Genomic DNA, 20,289 nt, shown 5'->3' on the forward strand with positions numbered 1-20,289 from the left:
GTCAGCCGAACGTGAACGAGTAGACGTCGACTCCCGGCGAGACGCGCACGTCGAGCACGTGCGCGGCCGCATCGTCGGTCTCCGCCACGGCATACGAACGCGGCGTCCCCGACACGGCCAGGGTCTGCTCGCGGCCGTTGTCCAGGCGCACGCGCACCTCCCCCTCGCCGGCGAGCACCATGCGCACCTCCTCGGCATGGAACTGCAGACGGATGCCGCCGCCCGCGGTCCCCGACGGAGCCGCGTACTGCGTCTCGACCCGCCACGCGCCGTCCAGGGCGAACGAATCGGACGGCTGGTCGTCGGGCAGCCGGTACTCGGCTTCGCCCGCCCGATACGCGGGCTCACCGCCGTAGTTGACGTCCTTCGCCGACCCGAGGAAGGTCTCGCGCGTGCGGGTGCCGGCGTCCGGAGTGTCATCGGCGACGTCGGTCGGATCGGGCAGCGTCACACCGGGATCCGCGTCCTCCAGCAGCTCGCGGATCAGCTTCTCGGTCGCGGCGTAGTTGCCCTCGCCGAGGGCGATGTGCCGGACCGTGCCGTCGGCGTCGATCAGATAGTGCGCGGGCCAATAGCGGTTCCGGTAGTTCGTCCACGTCGACAGGCTGTTGTCGAGGGCCACCGGGTAGGTGATGCCGAAGTCGCGCGTGCCGGCGGCGACGTTGCCGGCATCCTTCTCGAACGCGTACTCGGGAGAGTGGATGCCGATCACCTGCAGCCCCGCGTCGCGGTACGCATGGTCCCAGGCGACGACGTGCGGGATGCTGCGCTGGCAGTTGATGCAGGAGTACGCCCAGAAGTCGATCAGGACGACCTGACCGCGAAGGTCTTCGAGGTCGAGCGCGGCGCCGCCCGGCGTGTTCAGCCACGCCTCGATGCCGCGGATGCTCGGCGCCGTACCGCACGACTCGAGCTCGGACGCGCCGTTCGTGCACTGGTCGAGCTCGCGGTTCTCGTCGGTGACGAGACCGCCGAGGTCGAGCGCCCGCCGGGCCTCGGGGTTGTCGGTGAGCTCCCGCTGGACGCCTGCGGTGTAGTCGGGCACGAGGCGCTGCAGCGCCTGCGGCACGTTGAAGACGAGGCCCACGGCGAGGGCGAGCATCGCGACGCCCGCGGCGACGCGCAGGCCGCGCTCGCGCTTGCGGAACGCGCGGATGCGCTCGACGAGCCCACGGCCCGCCAGTGCGAAGAACAGGAGCGGGATGGCGACCCCCACCGCGAACGAGACCGTCAGCACGACCGTGCCGGCGTCGATGCGTCCCGTGGATCCGGCGACGATGATCGCCGCGAGCACCGGTCCCGCGCACGGCACGAAGACGGTTCCCAATGCGAGCCCCACGCCGTACCCGCTTCCCCGGTTCTGCACCTCCGAGCGACGAGCGAGCTTCTGGAAAGGCTTCTCGAGCAGCTGCTCGAATCGCGGCACGAGCAGCCCGATGCCGATGAGCACGAGCACGGCGATACCCGCCCAGCGCAGCACGTCCTGGGGAAGCCCGAGTGCTCCGAGCACGAGGGAGCCGAGCAGCGTCACGAGGGTGAAGCTCGTGATGAGACCCGCGATCACGAGATAGGGCCGCCATCGCGACACGGGCGCCGCGCGGCCTGCCGCGTCGTCGAGCCGGGCGGACTGCGCGCCCCCGGTCAGGAAGATGACCGGCAGCACCGGCAGGATGCACGGCGAGATCCCCGTGATGAGTCCGCCGAGCAGACCGATGATGACGAGCTCCATGCGTCCCCCTAGGTGTTGCGGGTTGTTCGCTCCGGAGCCCGGTTCGGATTGGTCGGACGAGTGTCATGCGGGCGTGCTCGGGATCGGCATCCGATTCTTCCAATCCGTTCCGGCGAGCCCTCCGAACAGTCCGTGTAGCCGCTCCTGCGGCACGCTCCCCGCACCGGGGGCCACCAGACCGCGGTCGCACGACCGCATGGAGGAGGAAGACATGTCTCGCATCACCAGGAAGCGTCTGTCGGCCGGGCTCGCTCTCGCCGTCGCCGCGACCTTCGCGCTGTCCGCCTGTTCGATGGGCGGCTCGGCCGCCGAACCTTCCACCGAACCGTCCGCACCCGCCATGGAATCGAGCGAGGAGCCGATGGCGGCCGACCCCGCCGCAGACCTCGTCGGCCCGGGCTGCGCCGCCTACGCCGAGGCCGTGCCGGACGGCGCCGGCTCGATCGAGGGCATGTCGGCGGACCCGGTCGCGGTGGCGGCATCCAACAATCCGATGCTGACGACCCTCACCGCTGCGGTGAGCGCCCAGCTGAACCCTGAGGTGGACCTCGTCGACACTCTCAACGGTGACGAGTTCACGGTCTTCGCGCCGGTCGACGAAGCGTTCGCGGCGATCGACCCCGCCACGATCGAGTCGCTCAAGACCGACACCGCGACGCTGACGTCGATCCTCACCTACCACGTGGTGCCCGGCCGGATCGAGCCCGCCGACATCGCCGGCATGCACACCACCGTGCAGGGCGCCGATCTCGAGGTGACAGGCAGCGGCGACGCCTGGATGGTCAACGACGCGAACGTGATCTGCGGCGGCGTGCAGACGGCCAACGCCACCGTGTATCTCATCGACTCGGTCCTGATGCCTCCGGCACAGTGACCGACGCCGGCTTCGGCCGGCACGCAGGGGGGCACGAGGCCGCCGGCGAAGCGAGGTCGCCGGCGGTCTCGTGGTGTCCACATGCACGCGGTCGCGGGAGAGTCAAGGGTGTGGGCCTGATCAGTTGTGCTGTCTAGCCTTATCCTCGGCCTGGGGTTGTGCCGGAGGGGTGCGGACACCGGGTGGGAGGAGACGTGACAGACCTGCGCGAGTCGGCGGAGTTGTCCACCGGCGAGATCTTGGACGATCGCTACGTCCTGCATGAGCGGATCGGCGAGGGTGGAATGGCGCGCGTCTATCGCGCCGAAGACACCCACCTCCAGCGCTCGGTGGCGGTGAAGGTGTTCCGAGAGCCCACCGACGGCATCGACTCCGTCGAGCGTGCGCTGTCGGAGACGACGCTCCTCGCCTCTCTGAGTCACCATTCCCTGGTCACCGTGTTCGATGCCCGCGTGGGCACGGGTGAGCCCAGCTATCTGGTCATGGAGCACGTCGACGGCATCACCCTGCGCGATCTCATCGCGCGCGGGCCTGTCGATCCGCGGATCGTCGCATCGATCGCGATCGACATCGCGGAGGGGCTGCACGTCGCGCACGAGCACGGGGTCGTGCATCGCGACATCAAGCCCTCGAACGTGCTCCTGTGGTCATCTCCGCGGCCGGGATGGGAGTGGCGGGCGAAGCTCGCGGACTTCGGCATCGCCTACTTGATAGACACGGCGCGCGTGACGACCCCCGGAGTGATCGTCGGCACGATGGCGTACGTCGCTCCGGAGCAGGCGCGAGGTGTGCCGCCGGCGCCGGCCGCCGACATCTACGCGTTCGGTCTCCTGCTCATCGAGGCGCTGACCGGCGAACGCCCGTTCGGCGATGCCGAAGGCATCGGAACCGTCGTGGCACGTCTGACGTCGGCGCCCGAGATCCCGGACTCGCTCCACCCGTCGTGGCAGGGTCTGCTGCGCGGGATGACCGCGATCCGCCCGGACGACCGACCCACCGCGCTCGAGGTCGTGACGGCGGCGTCCCGCCTGGCGGCGATGGAGAACACCATCGCCCGCGAGCGGGCCGACCCCGCGACGGCGCCCGTCGCGGCGCCCGTCACCGGCCCTACCCAGGTCTTTCCCGGGCCGGCGCTCGTGGCTCATCCCCCAGGCCCGGTCGAGCGCGGCGCGCTCCGCCGCGATGCGCGCATGGCCGCGCTCGCCTCGGGAGCTTCGGCCAGCACGGACAGCGCGGCTGTGGTCGTCCCATCCGTTCCGGACGAGCAGCGCCGACCCTCCCGTCGAGTCCTGGTGATCGGTGCTGTCATCGCGGCGCTGCTGGTGCTCGGACTCGCGCTCGGGTCGCTGCTGCTCGCGAACAGTTGGTCCCCAGAACCGGACCCCGCATCCACTCCCCCCGCAGAGGAGCAGGCTCCGCCGGTACCGACGGAGGAGGCTCCGGTCGAGGATGCGCCGGCGAACGTGCCCGCTGAGCAGCTCCCGGCCGAGGACGTGCCGCCGGCAGACACCGGCGGCGGAGGCGACGTCAACGACAACAGCGGCCCAGGGAACAACAACGGCAACGGCAACGGCAACGGCAACAGCGGGCGCGGGAACGGGAATGGGAAGGGCTGAGCCTGAGAACGGAACCACACCTGTCGGCAAGTAGGCTGGTATCCGAGGGCCTCTAGCTCAGTCGGTAGAGCATCGGACTTTTAATCCGCGGGTCGTGGGTTCGAGCCCCACGGGGCCCACTCACAGCGTCGAAGTGCCGCCTGCGGCTGCGTTCCCCCGCCATCTCCCCCTTCAGCGGGCGATCGCGGCGGCGATGAGCCAGACCACGATGCTCAGCACGAGCGCGATCAGCGGATACCAGAACGCCGTGTGCTTGCGCGAGAGCGCGATGATGCCTGCAACTCCCCCGATGACCGCGAAGGCAAGCGGCATGTAGCCGCCCAGCACGATGGCGAGCGTGTTGTCGTAGCTGCCGGTGGCCCAGGCGAGCGAGACGAAGAACAACACCACCGCGGCGCCGACGGAGAACCCGATCAGCAGCAGTGTGGCGACCATGTCGCCGGTGGAGCGCTCGGCGGGCGCGGCGTCGGTCGTCATCATCGGTTCAGTCCGATCTCGTAGTGCACGAACCCGGTGTGGCTCGCCACCCGGTCGTAGAGCGTGCGGGCCGTCCCGTTTGTCTCATGCGTGAGCCAGTAGACCTTCGCCGCATCGTGCGTGTGCGCCCACTCGGTCACGTGGTCGATGAGTGCTCGACCCGCACCCGTGCCGCGGGTATCGGGGGCGACGAAGAGGTCTTCGAGGTAGACGTACGGTGTCGCGGACCACGTGGCCGCATGCGTCAGCCAGTGGACGAGTCCGACCGCCCGGCCCCGGCCGTCGATTGCGATCGCGCCGTGGATCGGGAACTGCGGATCGAGGAGGCGGTTCCATGTCAGCTCGGTCTGCTCGTCGGAGAGCTCGGACTCGTAGAACTCCAGGTAGCCGCGCCAGAGCGGCAGCCATGCGTCGTGGTCGCCGGTGGCGAGCGGGCGGATGTCGGTCACAGGACAGACGCTAGCGGGTCGCGGGCGTCAGGTGAGTGCGGTGCGCGCCGTGCGTCGCGCGTGCGCGCTGAGATCGGCGCTGCGACGCGCGAGGAATTCCTCCAGGCGCGCACGATCGACCCGCCCGATCTCGCGCAGCGCCACGCCGACGTTCGTCTGCACCAGGTGCTCCGGGTCGTCCGCGAGGATCTCGCAAAGCGTGAGAGGGTCGTCGAGGTCGCGCGCGCGGATGATCCAGAACGCCGCGGTGATCGACGTACGACGCCGCAGCCAGTCATCAGAGCGCGCGAGGTCGAACAGCACATCCCGCGGCCGGTCGAGCAGATACCCGCCCAGCACTCGGGGAGCGGCCCGGTCGATGAAGTCCCAGGTGTCGATGCGGTCCATCCGCCGCATCCAGAGCTCGTACAGCGCGGCGCGGTCGGCGTCCTTCGTGCGCGCCTGGAAGTCGAGGATCGAGACCGCCACCATCCGCATCTCGTAGGCATCCGCGTCGAGGAGCCGGTCGACCTCGGCCAGCGGCATCCGTGCATTCGTCTTCGCGATGTCGAAGACAGTGCCCATGCGCACGCCGATCACCTCGGTGCGCGCATCTGCCATGCGCCGCTGGGTCTTGGCCCGCTCTTCAGCGGATGCCGCGGCCTCGAGCGCCGCGCGGACGCCCTCGGCCGTCGGTGGCGTGCCTGCGGGCTCAGTCACCGCCGGAGAGACCGGAGTGGCTCAGCTCGGCTCCGGCGTGGGCGAGCTCGGCCAGTGCGGCGTCGCTCGATTCCGGCGCGACGCCCGCGACGAGGTCGGTGAGGATCCGCACGTGCCGCCCGTGCTCGATGGCGTCGAGGGCCGACGCGCGCACGCAGTAGTCCGTCGCGATGCCCGCGACGTCGACGTCCACCACCCCGTGCTCTTCGAGCAGGTGCGCCACGGTGACACCGTCGTCGGTGGTGCCCTCGAACAGCGAGTAGGCCGGCGCGCCCTGCCCCTTCTTGACGTGGTGCGTCACTCCCGACGTGTCGAGGCCGGGGTCGTACTCCGCGCCCTCGGTGCCGCCCACGCAGTGCACGGGCCACGTGTCGACGAAGTCGGGTTCTGCGCTGAAGTGCCCACCGTTGTCGCCCTCGCCGTGATGCCAGTCGCGCGAGGCCACGATCACGGCGTACTCCTCGGCGTGCGTGACCAGGTACTCCGTGATGCGCTGCGCGACGGCATCCCCGCCCTCCACGCCGAGCGCACCGCCCTCGGTGAAGTCGTTCTGGACATCGACGATGAACAGCGCCTTGGTCATGATTCGAGCGTACGCCTGTACTCCTCGCGAGTGAGGGGGTGTCCGTCGTCTGCGACAAGCGCGGCCTCCGGCTCCGCGGGCAGGGGCTCGTCGACCGGCTCAGCGGGAGAGCCCTCGGAAGAGCCGGGGTCGCTGCCGGCCGATGCCGCCCCGTCGCGTCTCGCCAGCTTCGACGGCCACCAGATCGCCCGGCCGATGTCGTACGACAGCGCCGGCACGAGAAGAGACCGTACGACGAAGGTGTCGAGCAGCACGCCGAAGGCCACGATGAAGGCGAGCTGCACCAGGAACAGGATCGGAATGACACCGAGAGCCGCGAAGGTCGCCGCCAGCACCAGACCCGCCGAGGTGATGACGCCGCCGGTCGCGACCAGACCCCGCAGGATGCCGGGCCTGGTGCCGTGCACGAGGGACTCCTCGCGCACGCGCGACATCAGGAAGATGTTGTAGTCCACACCGAGCGCCACCAGGAAGACGAACCCGTACAGCGGTACCGCGGGATCGGCGCCGGGGAACCCGAACACCTCGTTGAACACGAGCGCGCTCACACCGAGCGCCGTCGCGAACGACAGGATCACCGTCGCGATGAGCAGCACCGGCGCCAGGATCGACCGCAGCAGCAGCATGAGGATCAGCAGGATCACCAGCAGGATGACCGGGATGATGACGGTCCGGTCGCGCGTCGACGTGTCGTTGGTGTCGATGTCGGTCGCCGTCTCGCCGCCGACGACCGCGGTCCCCGCGCCGAGCGTGTCGTCGAGATCCGCGCGGAGCTGCCGGACGGTGTCCTCAGCGGCGAGCGAGTCGGCGGCATCCGTGAGCGTCCCGACGACGAGGACGTCGCCGTCGGCGACGGTCGCCTCGGGAGCAGGCGTGCCGGGCGGGCCGACCGCCGTGAGCACCGGCTCGCCGTCTTGGACCTCGACGGCGGCCTGTCCGGTCGGGGAGTCCTCAGAGGCGACGGCCACCGATTCGATGCCGTCTGACGCCTCGAGCACCTCGACCGTGCCGGCGAGGTCCTCTTCGGGAATGATCACGTACGCCGGCGATCCCGACCCCGCCGGGAAGTGCTCGGCGAGCACCTCCTGGCCGTCGCGGGCCTCGGACGCTCCGAGCACGAGGTCGCTCGTGGGCACGCCGTCCGCCTTGAGCTGCGTGATGCCGATCGCGCCGGCGAGCAGGACGATCGTGCACGCGATCCACACGACGCGGGCATTGCGCGCCACGAATCGCGCCTGTCGCGGCCACACGCCCTTGACCGGCTGCGTCAGATCGTCGGGGATCATGGCGAGCGGCTGCTTCGGGATGAAGGGCCAGAAGGCCGCCCGGCCGCAGAGCGCCAGGAGCGCCGGCAGGAACGTCAGCGCGGAGAGCACGGAGAACGCGATGCCGATGGACGCAATCGGTCCGAGGGCGCGGTTGGTCGCGAGGTCCGAGAGCAGCAGACACAGCAGGCCCGCGATCACGGTGCCGCCGGACGCGAGGATCGGCTCGAACGCTCCGCGCCACGCCGAGAGCGTCGCGTCCCATTTCGACGCGCCGGTCGCGATGGATTCTCGGAATCGGGCGACGTACAGCAGCGCGTAGTCCGTCGCGGCGCCGATGACGAGGATGAAGAGGATGCCCTGCACCTGCCCGTTGAGCACGACGATGCCGGCGAAGGCGAGCCACCACACGGTGAGCAGCGCCGCGCAGAGGGCGAAGAGCGACGTCAGGAGCACGAGGACCGGCAGCAGCGGCGAACGGTAGACGATCACGAGGATCAGGAACACCGCGATCAGCGCCACGCCGAGCAGAAGTCCGTCGATGCCGAGGAAGCCCTCGACGAGGTCCGCCGTGAAGCCGGCCGGCCCGGTGACCCACGCCTCGAAGCCGTCCGGAAGCTCGTCGGCCACCAGGGTCCGGATGGCCTCCACCGTCTCGCCCACCTCGCCGGAGGCATCGATCGGGACGAAGATCTGCACCGCCTCGCCGTCCTCCGACAGGATCGGCGGCGAGACATCCTCCTGCACGCCCTCGATGCCGGCGATGTCATCGGCCAGCGCCTGGACGTCGGCGACGTCCTCCTCCGACAGTTCGCCGTCGCCGGTGACGACCACGACAGCGGGGATGCTGTCCTCGCCGAGGAAGTCGGCCAGCCGCTCGTTGACCTGCGTGGCGTCGGCACCCTCTGGCAGGAAGCTGGACCGGTCGTTGGTCGACACCTCGTCGACCTTGCCGAAGTAGGGTCCGCCGATGGATCCTGCCGCGAGCCAGATCAGCACGAGCAGGGCGGGGATGCCGATGCGCAGCCACCCGGAGGGGCGGCGGTTCGCGTGGTGAGGCGAGGACATATCGCTAGCTTATCTAGCGAACTGCGTTTCGTGAAACGGAATCCGGATGCCGCCCGAGGGTCTCGGCACGCCTCCTATGCTGGGTCGCGATGCTCTCCGCCGCCCTCGCCCTCGTCGGCGCCGTCATCTACGGCTCCGCCGACTTCCTCGGCGGCCTGGCCGCGCGGCGGCTGCGCTCCATCGTCGTCACCGCCGTGGCGGCTCTGTCAGGACTCGTCGCGCTCGCGCTCGTGCAGCCGCTGGTGGGCGGCGTATGGACGGCCGCGGACGTCGGGTGGGGCGTCCTCGCCGGCATCGTCGGCGTCGTCGCCATCGCCCTGCTGTACGCCTGTCTCGCGATCGGACCGATGAGCATCCTGTCGCCGCTTACCGCGGTCGTCTCGGCGATCGCCCCGATGCTGTGGGGTCTGCTCGTCAAGGGCGATGCGCTGGCGCCCATCGGCTACGCCGGGCTGGCGGTGGCCCTGGTCGCCGTCGTCCTGGTCGGCTTCATCCCGGGCGAGAAGATCGTGCGGCCGAACCCCCGTGGACTCGCAATGGCGGTCGGCGCCGGACTCGCGATCGGCGCCTTCCTCATCATCGTCGACCAGACCTCCGCCGACAGCGGCCTCGTGCCCCTCGTGACCGGCCGCGCCACGAGCAGCGTCGTCACGATGGCCGTGGTCGGCATCCTCTCCCTCATGGCGATGCGCCGCGGCGCATCGGCGCGCTCCGTGCTCGCCGTCGCAGGTCCGCCGCTCGGGGCGATGCCGAGCGGACACGCCGATCTGGAGCACGCGGCGGAGCCGGGAGGCATGACGATGACGGCACGGCGGGCGTGGACGCTCGCCGTCGTATGCGGGATCGCGGATGCCGCCGCCAACGCGCTCCTGCTGATCGCGCTGCGCATCGGCGACCTCGCGGTGGTCTCGGCGCTCACAGCGCTGTACCCCGCCGGCACGATCCTGCTGGCCGCGATCGTCCTGCGAGAGCGCGTCGCCGCGATCCAGTGGGTAGGCCTCGGTCTGGCCGTCACCGCCGGAGGCATGCTCGCCGTCGCATAGGCGGCCGCCGGGACGCCCGAGCGCTCAGCCGCGGGCGAAGAGCATCACGAGCGAGGTCACCAGTGCGACCACGCCGAGTGCGAGCATCCCGCCGGCAAGGAGCGCGACGGCCCGCACCGCCGGCGAGCCCTGCGTCAACCGCATCCGGTTGAGGGATCCGCGACGGACGAAGATGTCGGCCATGTCGGCGTCGCCGATGTGGTGCTCCTGCTCATGGGTGAGGTGCGCCTCCCCCACGCCGCCGTCCTCATCGAACCAGCGGACCAGACGGCCGTGGGCCGATGACTCGACGACGGCTCGCACCGGCACCCACGTGCCGTCGAACAGGTACATGATCAGCGCGACCCCGGCGAGCAGTGCGCCCACGCCGAACCCGATCCACGAGAAGATCTCGGCGAGGGCGTCGATCGCCTGGGACACCTCTCCACCGTCCTTCACATACGGAAAACGGCCGCTGCCCGCGGCCGTTTCCGGCGTGAAGCCACATTACCCGATCACCCGATACGGCTCGGCACCGTCACCAGCGACGCAGCGATGTCCGCCGTCGATTCGAGTGGCCCGTGGCCCCGCTGCGCCGCCGGACGGGTGGCTGTGGACGCCGTGAAGCGTCGTCTCTCGACGCCTGTTGTCGACGACGAAGTGCCGTGCTAGGGTCAGAAACCGGTTACTCGACAAGCGTTTTCCCGAGGCCCACCCCGAACTCGACGACGAGCACAGGAAGTGACATACCGATGCGCATGGTTCTGGCGAAGATGCGGACGCACTCATGACGGCGCTCGAGGCATCGCCTCACGTGCAGACGGAAGTCGTCCAGTCCCTCCCCCCGGCGGAGCGGAAGCGAACCTGGTGGCAGCACATCTGGCGACATCGGGCGCTGTATCTGATGGCGTTGCCCGGCATCGTGTACTTCCTCGTCTTCAAGTACGTGCCGATGGGCGGACTGGTGATCGCCTTCCAGGACTACTCGGCGTTCCTGGGCATCTTCGGCAGTCCCTGGGTGGGATTCGAGCACTTCATCCGGTTCTTCACCCAAGACGCCTTCCCGCTCCTGATGACGAACACGATCGTCCTCTCGCTGCTGCTGCTGATCTTCTCGTTCCCGGTGCCCATCATCCTCGCGCTGATGCTGAACGAGCTGCGCCTCAAGCTGTTCCAGCGGAGCATCCAGACGGTGATCTACCTCCCGCACTTCATGTCGTGGGTGATCGTGGTGTCGCTGTTCTACGTCCTGCTGACCACGGACGGCGGAGGCGTGAACAACCTCCTCGTCTCGTGGGGCCTGGAGCCGATTCCCTTCCTCACCGACCCCGCCTGGCTCCGCCCGCTCTACGTCATGCAGGAGATCTGGAAGACTGCCGGCTGGGGCACGATCATCTACCTCGCGGCGATGACGGCGGTCGACATGCAGCTGTACGAGGCCTCCGAGATCGACGGCGCGGGACGCTGGCGACAGAGCTGGCACATCACCCTGCCCGCCATCCGGCCGACCATCATCGTGATGTTCGTCCTTGCGATCGGCGACTTCCTCGAGCTCGGCTTCGAGCACATGTTCCTGATGCTCAACTCCCTCAACCGCGAGGTCGGCGAGATCTTCGACACGTACGTCTACACGGCCGGCATCCAGAACGGGCAGCTGAGCTACGCCACGGCCGTCGGCCTGTTCAAGGGCCTTGTCGGACTGATCCTCGTCATCGCCGCCAACCGGCTTGCCAAGCGGTTCGGCGAAGAGGGGGTCTTCTGATGTTCTCCTTCGAGGGCTTCGTCCGCATCAGCATGTTCCTTCGCGGCGTCTATCGCATCGCCTACCTGAACCTGCTCTGGATCGCCGCGACGGCGCTAGGGCTCGTGATCTTCGGCATCGGCCCCGCTTCTTTCGCCCTCGCCGCATACATCGACCGCTGGTTCCGGCTCGGCGAGACCCCGCCGGTGACCCGGACGTTCATCGCGCTCCTGCGCGCACAGTACTGGCGGGCCACCGCGATGGGGTGGATCCTGCTCGCGGCCGCTGCCATCGTCATCACGAACATCTTCACCGCCTCCACCTGGACCCTCCGGTTCGCCAACGTGCTCGCACTCGTGATCATCGCGATCATCGCCTCGTACGTGTTCCCCGTGATGGCCGCGACCGATGTGCGCGGCATCCACCGCCAGATCGCCGCCGCGGCGCTCATCGGCTTCGGTTCCCTCCACTGGACGATCGTCGCCGGTGCCGCCGTCGCCGGGGTCGTCTGGCTGCTCGCTGCGTTCGGCGCGCCGCTGCTTGTTCTCTTCGGCGTCGGCATCCCAGCGACCGCCGCCGGGTACGTCACCCGGATCGTCTTCGGCCGATTGTCCGCCGAGGCCGCGAGCGCGGACAGCGCAGCGGCGGATGCCGCGCCCGCCGCGACTGCGGCGACCCAGACCTCATCCCCCCGGGCACGCGAGACCTCGCGCGTCCACATCCACCTTGCGAGAGGAACATCACAATGAGGCACCACACCAGGCTCGGGATCGCCGTCGCTTCCGTCGCCGTCGTATCGCTGGCGCTGACCGGATGCGGCGGTTCGGGAGACGAACCGACCGCGAGCGGCGGCACCAGCGGGACGCCGGACAGCCTCACCTGGATGACGGTGCTGCACACGCCGACGACACCGGAGGCCGGTGGTCCCGTCCATGCAGCGCTCGAGGAGTACACCGGCACCGAGGTGGACTTCCAGTGGGTGCCGGCCGCCTCGTCCGACGACAAGATGAGTGCCGCGCTGGCGTCGGACTCGCTGGCCGACATCACCGTCCTGAGCAACCCGGCCAACACCGCGGTGCGTCAGGCCATGAAGTCCGGGCAGTTCTGGGACGTCGAGCAGTATCTCGGGGATTACCCCAACCTCGCCGAGATCAACGAGCAGACCATCGCCTCGGCACGTGTCGGCGGAAAGCTGTACGGCGTGCCCATCCAGAAGCCGGTGGCCCGCTACGGAGTCCTCGTGCGGCAGGACTGGCTCGACAACCTCGGACTGGATGCACCGCACACCGTCGAGGAGCTGTCCGAGGTCGCTCTCGCCTTCACCAACGACGACCCCGATGGCAACGGCGTGAACGACACCACCGGGTTCATCGATCGCGCGGAGAGCTTCCAGGTCGGCTTCAAGTCACTGGCGGGCTACTTCGGTGCGGGGAACGTCTTCGAACTCGACGACGATGACCAAGTGGTCCCGTCCTTCCAGACGGACGCGTTCAAAGAGGCGATGGAGTGGTACCGCGACCTCTACGAGCAGGGCGCGGTCAACGGTGAGTTCGTGACCATGCAGAAGTCCAACCAGCAGGACGCCATCGCACAGGGCAAGGGCGGCATCGTGGTGACGGGCCTCTTCGAGGCGCGGAACTACATGAACATCGCCAAGAGCGCCAACCCGGACTCGCCCATGGCATGGGCGCTGATCAACGACATGACGTTCGAGGATGTGCCGCGCCGCATCTTGTCGGACACCAACGGCGGCTTCGGCGGCTGGTTCGCGATGTCGAAGACGCAGGTCAAGGATGAGGCGGAGCTCACGTCCATCCTCGCGTTCATCGACAAGCTGCTGGACGAGGAGCCGTTCATCGCGATGACCAACGGCATCGAGGGCGAGCACTACACGGTCGACGCCGACGACGTCCTCACCATCATCGACCAGACGAAGTGGGAGCAGGAGGTGCAGCCGTACTCGTCCTCCCGCCCGTCCGACACCGTCGTGACCTTCAAGAGCACGACCCCGTATGTCGACGAGGGCAACGAGAAGATGGCGGAGAACACCGAGTTCGCCGTGATCAACATCGCACTGCCGCTGTCGTCCGACGAGTACGACCGGAGCTGGACGACGATCCTGCAGGGCGCGAACGACGCGTACAACAAGTACATGGTCGGCCAGCTCGACATGGACGGCTACGAGGAGGCGATCGAGAAGCTGGGCGGGCAGGGCCTCGACACCATCATCGAGGAGTTCACCGCCTCGTACGCCGAGAACGAGTGACGTGACGGGACGCAGGTGCAGAGCATGAGGATGCCGAACGGTGCCCGCCGAGTGGTGCACGCCACGGCGGCACTGCAGGCCGCCATCGACGACGCCGCGGATGCCGGTGGCGGTCGTGTGACGATCTCCCCGGGCGTGCACGAGACCGGTGCTCTGCGCCTGCGCTCCCACGTGGAGCTCCACCTCGAGGCCGGCGCGGTGCTGCGTTTCGTCGCCGATCCCGCCCTCTATCCTCCGATCGGCGCGCGCTGGGAGGGCGCGGCCACGACCATCCACTCGCCCTGCATCTATGCGCGGGGCGAGACCGACGTGGCGATCACCGGCCGCGGCCGCATCGAGGGCGGCGGCGCCTGGTGGTGGGATGCGATGCGCCGGGATGTCCTCTCGTTTCCCCGACCGACGCTGATCGGCCTGCATGAGTGCACCGCAGTCGAGATCTCGGGCGTGACTCTGCGCGACTCTCCCGCCTGGACCGTGCACCCGCTGCTCTGCGAGGACGTGCGGATCACGGGCATCCGGATCAAGAATCCGCCGGACTCGCCGAACACCGACGGGATCAACCCGGAGTCGTGCCGCAACGTCCGCATCAGCGACTGCCATATCGACGTCGGTGACGATTGCATCGCGATCAAGGCGGGCAGCGAGCTGGCGCTCGATCGTGTCCCGTGCGAGAACATCACCATCACGAACTGCACGATGGTCCACGGCCACGGCGGCGTCGTGATCGGCAGCGAGATGAGCGGTGGCGTGCGCGGCGTCGTCATCTCGAACTGCGTCTTCCAGGGCACCGACCGCGGCATCCGCATCAAGTCGCGTCGCGGCCGCGGGGGCACCGTCGCCGATGTCCGCGTGAGCAACATCGTCATGGACGCCGTGATGTGCCCGCTCGTGATCAACCCTTTCTACTTCTGCGGCCCGGAGGGCAAGCTCCCGATCGTGTCGGACCGGACTCCGCAGCCAGTGGACGACGGGACTCCCCGCTTCCGCGGCATCCATCTGTCGCACATCACCGCGACGAACGTCCAGTCATGCGCGGCATGGGTCTCCGGCCTTCCCGAGGCCCCCCTCGAGGACCTCACGCTGGACGATTTCGTCGTATCGTTCGCGGCCGACGCTGTTTCCGCTGTTCCGGCGATGGCCGACGGCGTGCCGGCGATGGCGGCCGAGGGGGTGCACGCCCGCTTCGTCTCCGGCATGCGCGTCACCGGCCTCCGCGTCGTAGGTCCGACCGGCCCCGCGGTGATCGCCGATGACACCGCGGATGTGCTCGTGCAGGGCGGACGGGTATGACGCTCATGGCCGAATCCCCACGCGTGCGACGAGCCCCGGCGCCGTTCCGCCGGCGCGCCGAGGTGATCATCGCGAGCATCGGACTGGTGGGCGCCGCCTTGCTGCAAGGCGGGTTCGCGCTGCTGATCACGCGCAGCAGTGACGAGACCCTTCGCACCGGGGTGGTCCCGGCGCTGCGTCAGAACGGCGTCGAGATCTCAGACGCCGACGCCGACGTGGCCCTCAACACCCTGGCCGCCTGGTTCGGATACTCCCTCGTGCTCGTCGCGTTGCTCTGGGCGGTCGGCCTCTTCTTCGCGCATCACCAGCCGCGTCGCAGCGCGGCCGGTTGGTGGTTCGCCGGAGCGGGGCTCGCCTGCCTGGTCGGGACGCAGCTGCTGCTGTACCCGGTCGCTTTCTTCTTCTTCGTCGCTGCTGCGCTGTTCGCAGCGCGCAAGCCCACACCTCGGAGGACGCCATGACCACCTCGCCTCGCCTCGACAGCGCGACTATCCCGATCCGGATCCGCCAGCAGGACCGCAGGCGGCGGCGCATGACGCCTGGCCGGCGCGTATTCGTGATCGTGAATGGGCTCATCCTGTCCACGTTCGCGCTGCTGTGCCTGTTGCCGTTCGTGAACGTGCTCGCGAGCTCCCTCGCGACTCCCGGCGAACTCGCCACCCGGGCGTTCATCCTCTGGCCCGAGACGTTCAGCCTCGACGCCTACCGCTACATCTTCTCCACGCCGACGATCTTCCGCGCCTTGGGCGTCTCGGCGGTGGTCACGATCGGCGGCACGCTGATCAGCCTCGTGCTCACCACGCTGATGGCGTACGCCCTGTCCAAGAGGCACCTCAAGGGTCGCCGCGTCATCAACTTCCTCGTGCTCTTCACGATCCTGTTCTCCGGCGGCATGATCCCGACGTTCATCCTCGTCAAGAACCTCGGGATGATGGACACCTTGTGGTCGCTGACCATCCCCGTCGCCATCAACGCGTTCAACTTCATCATCATGCGGAGCTTCTTCCAGGGCATCCCGGACAGCCTGGAAGAAGCCGCGCGGATCGACGGATGCTCCGAGCTCGGGGTGTTCTGGCGAATCGTGCTGCCGCTGTCGATGGCCTCGATCGCCACCATCGGTCTGTTCTACGCCGTGTACTACTGGAACACCTATCAGAGCGCGATCCTGTACATCAACAAGTCGGAGCTGTGGCCGATCCAGGTGCTGCTGCGTCAGGTCGTGATCGTCGCGAGCGGCATGAACGCCGACGAGAGCGCGGTCGACATCGTGCCGCCGGCGCAGTCGGTGCGCATGGCGGTGATCTTCGTCGCCACGCTGCCCATGCTGCTTGTGTACCCGTTCGTCCAGCGCTACTTCGTGAAGGGCGCGCTGATCGGATCCGTGAAGGGCTGAATCGTGCGACTCATCGTGACCGGCGACTCGACAGCCGCCGACTACCCCGCCGACCGCGCCCCGCTCGCCGGCTGGGGACAGACGCTCGGTGCGCGCGAGGATCTCGAGGTGATCAACCATGCGCGGCCCGGAGCATCCACGCGGAGCTTCATCGCCACGGGACTGCTCGACCGAGCGCTGGACGATGTGCACGACGGTGATCTCCTGCTCGTGTGCTTCGGGCACAACGACGGCAAGGAGGGCGAGCGCTTCAGTGATCCGGAGGTCGCCTTCCCAGCGAATCTACGCCGGTTCGTCGCGGCTGGCCGCGCGCACGGCGCCACACCGGTGCTCTTGACCCCCATCGAGCGCCGCCACTTCGTCGACGGACGACTTCAGCCCACGCACGGTCTCTATCCCGACCAGACGAGGACGGTCGCTCAGGTCGAGAGCGCGCCGCTCATCGATCTGACCTCCCAGACCGCGGAACTGTGGCAGAGCCAGGGCGAGGAAGAGAGCAAACGGGCTTTCATGTGGCTGGATCCCGCCGCGTGGACCGGCTATCCCCACGGGCAGCAGGACAACACGCATCTCCGCGCCGAGGGCGCTGAGATGGTCGCCGATCTCGTCTACGAGGCGTTGTCCAGCCAGGGGCTGCTGACCGGCCGCCCGCTCCCAGCGGGGCGGTAGCTACCCACCCAGGTCCACGCAGCGCCGATCTCGGGCCCGGATCCGTGCGACTGCACGGTCACGATGTCATCGTCGCTCACCACGATGCGCATGTGGACGGACGAGATGTCGTCGGATGCCGCAGACAGCAGCAGTTCGAGAACGCCGGGCCGCGACCACCGCGCCGCGATGACGCCCCGGCCGAGTGCGCCGTCCGTCACCGTGCGGCCCCCCGTCGAGAACCGCAGCGGGGCGTTGCCGCCGATGCGCACTTCGCCGCCGGCCGAATCAACAGTGAGCGCCACCCGATCCGGGGCTCCGTCGCCGGTGATCACGGTGAACGCTCCGCTGAGCGACCGGGCGTGGGCGGGATCGTGAGCGCCGAGCGGCATGTCTAACGCACCCGGGTCATCGAGTTGGTCGTGTGAGAGTGCGGTCAGAAGCATCTCGACGAGCCGTTGATCACCTCCCGTGATGGGCGTGGCATCGGCAGTGACCACCGCCACCAGCGACCGCTCCGGTTCCCCGTAGACGATCTGGCCGCCGAGGCCGAACATCATCCACGCGCCAGCGCGCGGCAGCCACACGTGACGCCCGTAGCCGGCGCGGAAGGGCGCGCCCCATGCCTGCATGCCCGGGTCGGAGCGCAGCTCGAGCAAGCGTCGCACGACGCGCTCCGGCAGGACCCGCACGCCGCGGCAGCTCCCTGCCCCGTTGATCACCTCGGCCAGCCGGACGAGATCGTGGGGAGCCGCGATGAGCCCCGAGCCGCCGTGGCTGAACCCGTCGGGGCCAGCCAGGAACCGCGCACCGGCGCCGATCCCCAGCGGCTCGAGCACACGGGGGCGGAGGTACTCGAGCAGCGGCGCTCCCCCGCACCGTTCGACCAGCGCGGCGAGGGTGTACGACGCACTGGTGTCATACACGAACTGGGAGGCCGGGCGGTGAGTGGGCGGACGGCGGAAGTACGACGCCAGCCATTCTCCGGTGTCATCGAACGTTGTTCGGCTGTGCGGCCCTGTCATCGCGAGCATGTCGTCGATTCGGGTGGCGGCGAGCCATGGCGACGTCGGCTCCATCTCGGGGAAGTACGTCACGATCGGGGCATCGAGCCGCAGCCGGTCTTCCTCGACGAGCAGCAGCACGGCGAGGGCGGTGATCGACTTCGAGACCGAGTACATGCGGTGCGGAATCTCCGTACCGAACGGCGCGATCTCCTGGCGGGCGACCGTGCGTCCCTCGACGCCGACCTCGAGAGTATGGATGGTGATGCCCGCCGCATGGGCCCGCTCGACGAACTCCCGCAGCGGACTGCTCACGCCGCAGCTCCGGCCGCCTCCGGGGCGCCTTCGCGGAGCCGCGCGAGCAGCCGCGACGTGACGGCATCCGGATCCCTCTGAGGGTTGTCCGAGATGGACACCGCGAGGTCCAGCAGCAGCGTGTCCCCCGGCGCAAGACGTCGCGGCTCGGTCACAGCGACCGCCGGCAGGAACCCCACATACCCCTCGGTGCGCACGAACCACGGCATCGAGGTCGTCGTTGCGGCGACGAGTGACGCGGTCGACGACTCGATCGCGAGCCAAGGCGAGCGCGAGCCGTGTGCGTTGTCGATGCCGTCTCCGTCCGCCGTCTCGACCCGAGCCCCCACGAAGGCCGTCCGCCAGAAGATGCCCCCGTAGAAAGCGCCGGCGCGGCCGTTGGTCTGCGGACTGCCGAACGTCACCACCCCGGACGTCGGGCTCAGGGAAGACGTCCAGGCGACCTCCAAATACCCGTTCTCCTCGTGAGCGGTGATGACCCGCATCTCCTCCAGCAGAGCACGACCTCGCGGATCCACCCACGCGATGCGCTGCCGCAGTCGGCCGGGAGCGGCATCCTGCTCCTGCACGAGCTGAGTACCGTGGTTGTCGAGCATTACAGAGCCATGCGCTCGCCGATACGTGCGGCCGCCCCAGAACGTCGTGCCCTCGACATCAGGGAGGGCGAGGCTCGCGCCCAGGTGATGGACGTGGTCACCGGGAGAGACCTGGGTCACCGGCGTCCCGGACGGTGTCGTCGCCGTCAGGAACGGGCGCGGCGAGAGGGTGCGCGGAAGGTCGACGCCGTCGTGAAGCGACACTGCCGCGGTGCCGGCGCCCAGCAGCGGGATCGTCACTGCGGTGCCCTCGTGCTTCCACGCGGGGCGAGCTCAGGCGAGAACATGATCGGCTCCCTCAGCGGCTCCGCGGTGATCTCGGCGCGCAGCACTGCCCACAGCTGCTCGCCGATGCCGCTGAGCCCGGCCGTCATGGTCGTCAGCGACGGGGACGAGTAGCGCGCGAACGGGATGTCATCGAACCCCGCGACAGAAAGCCTTCCGGGCACGGGGACGCCCTCTTCCGACAGGCGTCCGAGCAGGCCGAGCGCCACGACGTCGTTGTACGCGATCACCGCAGAGGCCCCGGTATCGCGCAACGCCGGCCAGGAGTTGTAGCCGTCCTCGAAGGAGTGGCCGCACGGCACGTCGATGATCTCGACGGCGGACTCGGCCTCCCGGACCTCCGCGAGGCCGCGCTCGCGCTCCCAGTTCGCCCGTGCGTAGGCGGGCCCGGCGAGGTACGCGATCCGCCGATGCCCGAGCGAGATGAGGTGACGGGCGAGCACTATCAGCCCTTCGTGATAGTCGATGAGGACGGAGCCGGCGTTCTTGCCGGTCGTGCGGTTGAACACGGCGACGGGGGCGACGCGCGGCAGCAGCCCGAGCAGATCCGGTCGGGTCATTCGCGGCGAGAACAGCGCCACGGCGTCGGTACGGTCGCGCAGATCGCGCGCGAGCTCGGGCTCGGCGTCGGCGTTCTCAAACGAGTCCGACACGACGACGTGATAGCCGTCGCGCGCGGCTGCCTGGTTGAAGCCGTGCAGCACCTGATGGAACATCGGGTTGCCGAGGTCGGGCACGAGGACGCCCACTGTGCGGCTGACCCCGAGGGACAGTGAGCGCGCCGTCTGGCTGGGTGTGTAGCCGAGTTCGTCGATGACTGCGCGCACCATGCGCGCGATCTCGGGGTTCACGGTCGGCAAGCCGTTGAGCACTCGGGATACCGTCGCCTTGGACACGCCTGCGGCGTGGGCGATGTCGTTGATCGTCGTCGCACGTGTCGGTGTCGTGCGCGTGCGTTTGCCCGCCATC

The 20,289-nt window shown here is 68.9% G+C and carries 20 protein-coding genes and 1 tRNA gene; 11 read left to right on the forward strand and 10 right to left on the reverse strand.

What is annotated here, in order from left to right; genetic code table 11:
- Position 1: 1 nt before the first annotated feature.
- The gene (locus tag MRBLMI12_RS01970) at positions 2–1,729 is read right to left on the reverse strand and encodes a cytochrome c biogenesis protein CcdA (RefSeq protein ID WP_363353425.1); all 1,728 of its coding nucleotides are present in this window, start codon (positions 1,727–1,729) and stop codon (positions 2–4) included.
- Between the two features lie 211 nt (positions 1,730–1,940).
- On the opposite strand from MRBLMI12_RS01970, the gene MRBLMI12_RS01975 reads away from it, so the two are divergent.
- From MRBLMI12_RS01975 to MRBLMI12_RS01985, 3 genes are all read left to right on the forward strand, one after another.
- Positions 1,941–2,603 carry a fasciclin domain-containing protein gene (locus MRBLMI12_RS01975; protein ID WP_363353427.1) on the forward strand — a complete coding sequence of 221 codons (663 nt, stop codon included), beginning with the start codon at positions 1,941–1,943 and terminating at the stop codon, positions 2,601–2,603.
- Positions 2,604–2,797: 194 nt separating this feature from the next.
- Complete coding sequence (locus MRBLMI12_RS01980) at positions 2,798–4,219, forward strand: serine/threonine-protein kinase (RefSeq protein ID WP_363353429.1); 1,422 nt, start codon at positions 2,798–2,800, stop codon at positions 4,217–4,219.
- Positions 4,220–4,265: 46 nt separating this feature from the next.
- Positions 4,266–4,338, forward strand: a tRNA-Lys gene (locus MRBLMI12_RS01985).
- Between the two features lie 52 nt (positions 4,339–4,390).
- On the opposite strand, the gene MRBLMI12_RS01990 is transcribed toward MRBLMI12_RS01985, so the two are convergent.
- Genes MRBLMI12_RS01990 through MRBLMI12_RS02010 form a run of 5 tightly spaced genes read right to left on the reverse strand, consistent with a single transcriptional unit; the run spans position 4,391 to position 8,760 of the window.
- Positions 4,391–4,699, reverse strand: a complete 309-nt coding sequence (locus MRBLMI12_RS01990; RefSeq protein ID WP_363353431.1) for a hypothetical protein — start codon at positions 4,697–4,699, stop codon at positions 4,391–4,393.
- Positions 4,696–5,145 carry a GNAT family N-acetyltransferase gene (locus MRBLMI12_RS01995; RefSeq protein ID WP_349428206.1) on the reverse strand — a complete coding sequence of 150 codons (450 nt, stop codon included), beginning with the start codon at positions 5,143–5,145 and terminating at the stop codon, positions 4,696–4,698. Before MRBLMI12_RS01995 ends, MRBLMI12_RS01990 begins: the two co-directional genes overlap by 4 nt.
- A 27-nt stretch (positions 5,146–5,172) precedes the next feature.
- Positions 5,173–5,844, reverse strand: a complete 672-nt coding sequence (locus MRBLMI12_RS02000; protein ID WP_363353434.1) for a DNA alkylation repair protein — start codon at positions 5,842–5,844, stop codon at positions 5,173–5,175.
- Complete coding sequence (locus tag MRBLMI12_RS02005) at positions 5,837–6,427, reverse strand: isochorismatase family protein (RefSeq protein ID WP_363353436.1); 591 nt, start codon at positions 6,425–6,427, stop codon at positions 5,837–5,839. The genes MRBLMI12_RS02000 and MRBLMI12_RS02005 overlap by 8 nt, the downstream gene beginning before the upstream one ends.
- Positions 6,424–8,760, reverse strand: a complete 2,337-nt coding sequence (locus MRBLMI12_RS02010; protein ID WP_363353438.1) for an MMPL family transporter — start codon at positions 8,758–8,760, stop codon at positions 6,424–6,426. Before MRBLMI12_RS02010 ends, MRBLMI12_RS02005 begins: the two co-directional genes overlap by 4 nt.
- An 89-nt stretch (positions 8,761–8,849) precedes the next feature.
- Between MRBLMI12_RS02010 and MRBLMI12_RS02015 the strand changes: the two genes are divergently transcribed.
- Complete coding sequence (locus MRBLMI12_RS02015; RefSeq protein WP_363353440.1) at positions 8,850–9,803, forward strand: EamA family transporter; 954 nt, start codon at positions 8,850–8,852, stop codon at positions 9,801–9,803.
- Between the two features lie 24 nt (positions 9,804–9,827).
- Here MRBLMI12_RS02015 and MRBLMI12_RS02020 read toward each other — a convergent pair whose 3' ends face one another.
- Positions 9,828–10,223, reverse strand: a complete 396-nt coding sequence (locus MRBLMI12_RS02020; protein WP_363353442.1) for a hypothetical protein — start codon at positions 10,221–10,223, stop codon at positions 9,828–9,830.
- 346 nt (positions 10,224–10,569) lie between these two features.
- Between MRBLMI12_RS02020 and MRBLMI12_RS02025 the strand changes: the two genes are divergently transcribed.
- The 7 genes from MRBLMI12_RS02025 to MRBLMI12_RS02055 are packed head-to-tail and all read left to right on the forward strand — an operon-like array spanning position 10,570 to position 17,141.
- Positions 10,570–11,544: an ABC transporter permease gene (locus tag MRBLMI12_RS02025; protein WP_363353444.1), complete on the forward strand. Its 975-nt coding sequence runs from the start codon at positions 10,570–10,572 to the stop codon at positions 11,542–11,544.
- On the forward strand, positions 11,544–12,272 hold the full coding sequence (locus MRBLMI12_RS02030) for a YesL family protein (protein WP_363353446.1): 729 nt from the start codon (positions 11,544–11,546) through the stop codon (positions 12,270–12,272). The genes MRBLMI12_RS02025 and MRBLMI12_RS02030 overlap by 1 nt, the downstream gene beginning before the upstream one ends.
- Positions 12,269–13,789, forward strand: a complete 1,521-nt coding sequence (locus tag MRBLMI12_RS02035; protein WP_363353448.1) for an extracellular solute-binding protein — start codon at positions 12,269–12,271, stop codon at positions 13,787–13,789. The genes MRBLMI12_RS02030 and MRBLMI12_RS02035 overlap by 4 nt, the downstream gene beginning before the upstream one ends.
- Before the next feature lie 24 nt (positions 13,790–13,813).
- The gene (locus MRBLMI12_RS02040; RefSeq protein ID WP_363353450.1) at positions 13,814–15,079 is read left to right on the forward strand and encodes a glycoside hydrolase family 28 protein; all 1,266 of its coding nucleotides are present in this window, start codon (positions 13,814–13,816) and stop codon (positions 15,077–15,079) included.
- Between the two features lie 5 nt (positions 15,080–15,084).
- Positions 15,085–15,540 (forward strand): hypothetical protein, encoded by a 456-nt coding sequence (locus MRBLMI12_RS02045; RefSeq protein ID WP_363353452.1) that lies wholly within the window; start codon positions 15,085–15,087, stop codon positions 15,538–15,540.
- A complete protein-coding gene (locus tag MRBLMI12_RS02050) occupies positions 15,537–16,472 on the forward strand; it encodes a carbohydrate ABC transporter permease (protein ID WP_363353454.1) in 936 nt (311 codons plus the stop codon). Before MRBLMI12_RS02045 ends, MRBLMI12_RS02050 begins: the two co-directional genes overlap by 4 nt.
- Before the next feature lie 3 nt (positions 16,473–16,475).
- Positions 16,476–17,141, forward strand: a complete 666-nt coding sequence (locus MRBLMI12_RS02055; RefSeq protein WP_363353456.1) for a rhamnogalacturonan acetylesterase — start codon at positions 16,476–16,478, stop codon at positions 17,139–17,141.
- Here MRBLMI12_RS02055 and MRBLMI12_RS02060 read toward each other — a convergent pair.
- The 3 genes from MRBLMI12_RS02060 to MRBLMI12_RS02070 are packed head-to-tail and all read right to left on the reverse strand — an operon-like array spanning position 17,081 to position 20,288.
- A complete protein-coding gene (locus MRBLMI12_RS02060; protein WP_363353458.1) occupies positions 17,081–18,439 on the reverse strand; it encodes a serine hydrolase domain-containing protein in 1,359 nt (452 codons plus the stop codon). The two genes, MRBLMI12_RS02055 and MRBLMI12_RS02060, sit on opposite strands and share 61 nt — an antisense overlap.
- Complete coding sequence (locus tag MRBLMI12_RS02065; RefSeq protein WP_363353460.1) at positions 18,436–19,275, reverse strand: DUF6807 family protein; 840 nt, start codon at positions 19,273–19,275, stop codon at positions 18,436–18,438. Before MRBLMI12_RS02065 ends, MRBLMI12_RS02060 begins: the two co-directional genes overlap by 4 nt.
- Positions 19,272–20,288, reverse strand: coding sequence for a LacI family DNA-binding transcriptional regulator (locus tag MRBLMI12_RS02070; protein WP_363353462.1), 1,017 nt, complete (start codon positions 20,286–20,288; stop codon positions 19,272–19,274). Before MRBLMI12_RS02070 ends, MRBLMI12_RS02065 begins: the two co-directional genes overlap by 4 nt.
- Position 20,289 lies beyond the last annotated feature (1 nt).

Origin of the sequence: Microbacterium sp. LMI12-1-1.1 (assembly GCF_040676455.1) — a bacterium.
GTDB lineage: Bacteria > Actinomycetota > Actinomycetes > Actinomycetales > Microbacteriaceae > Microbacterium.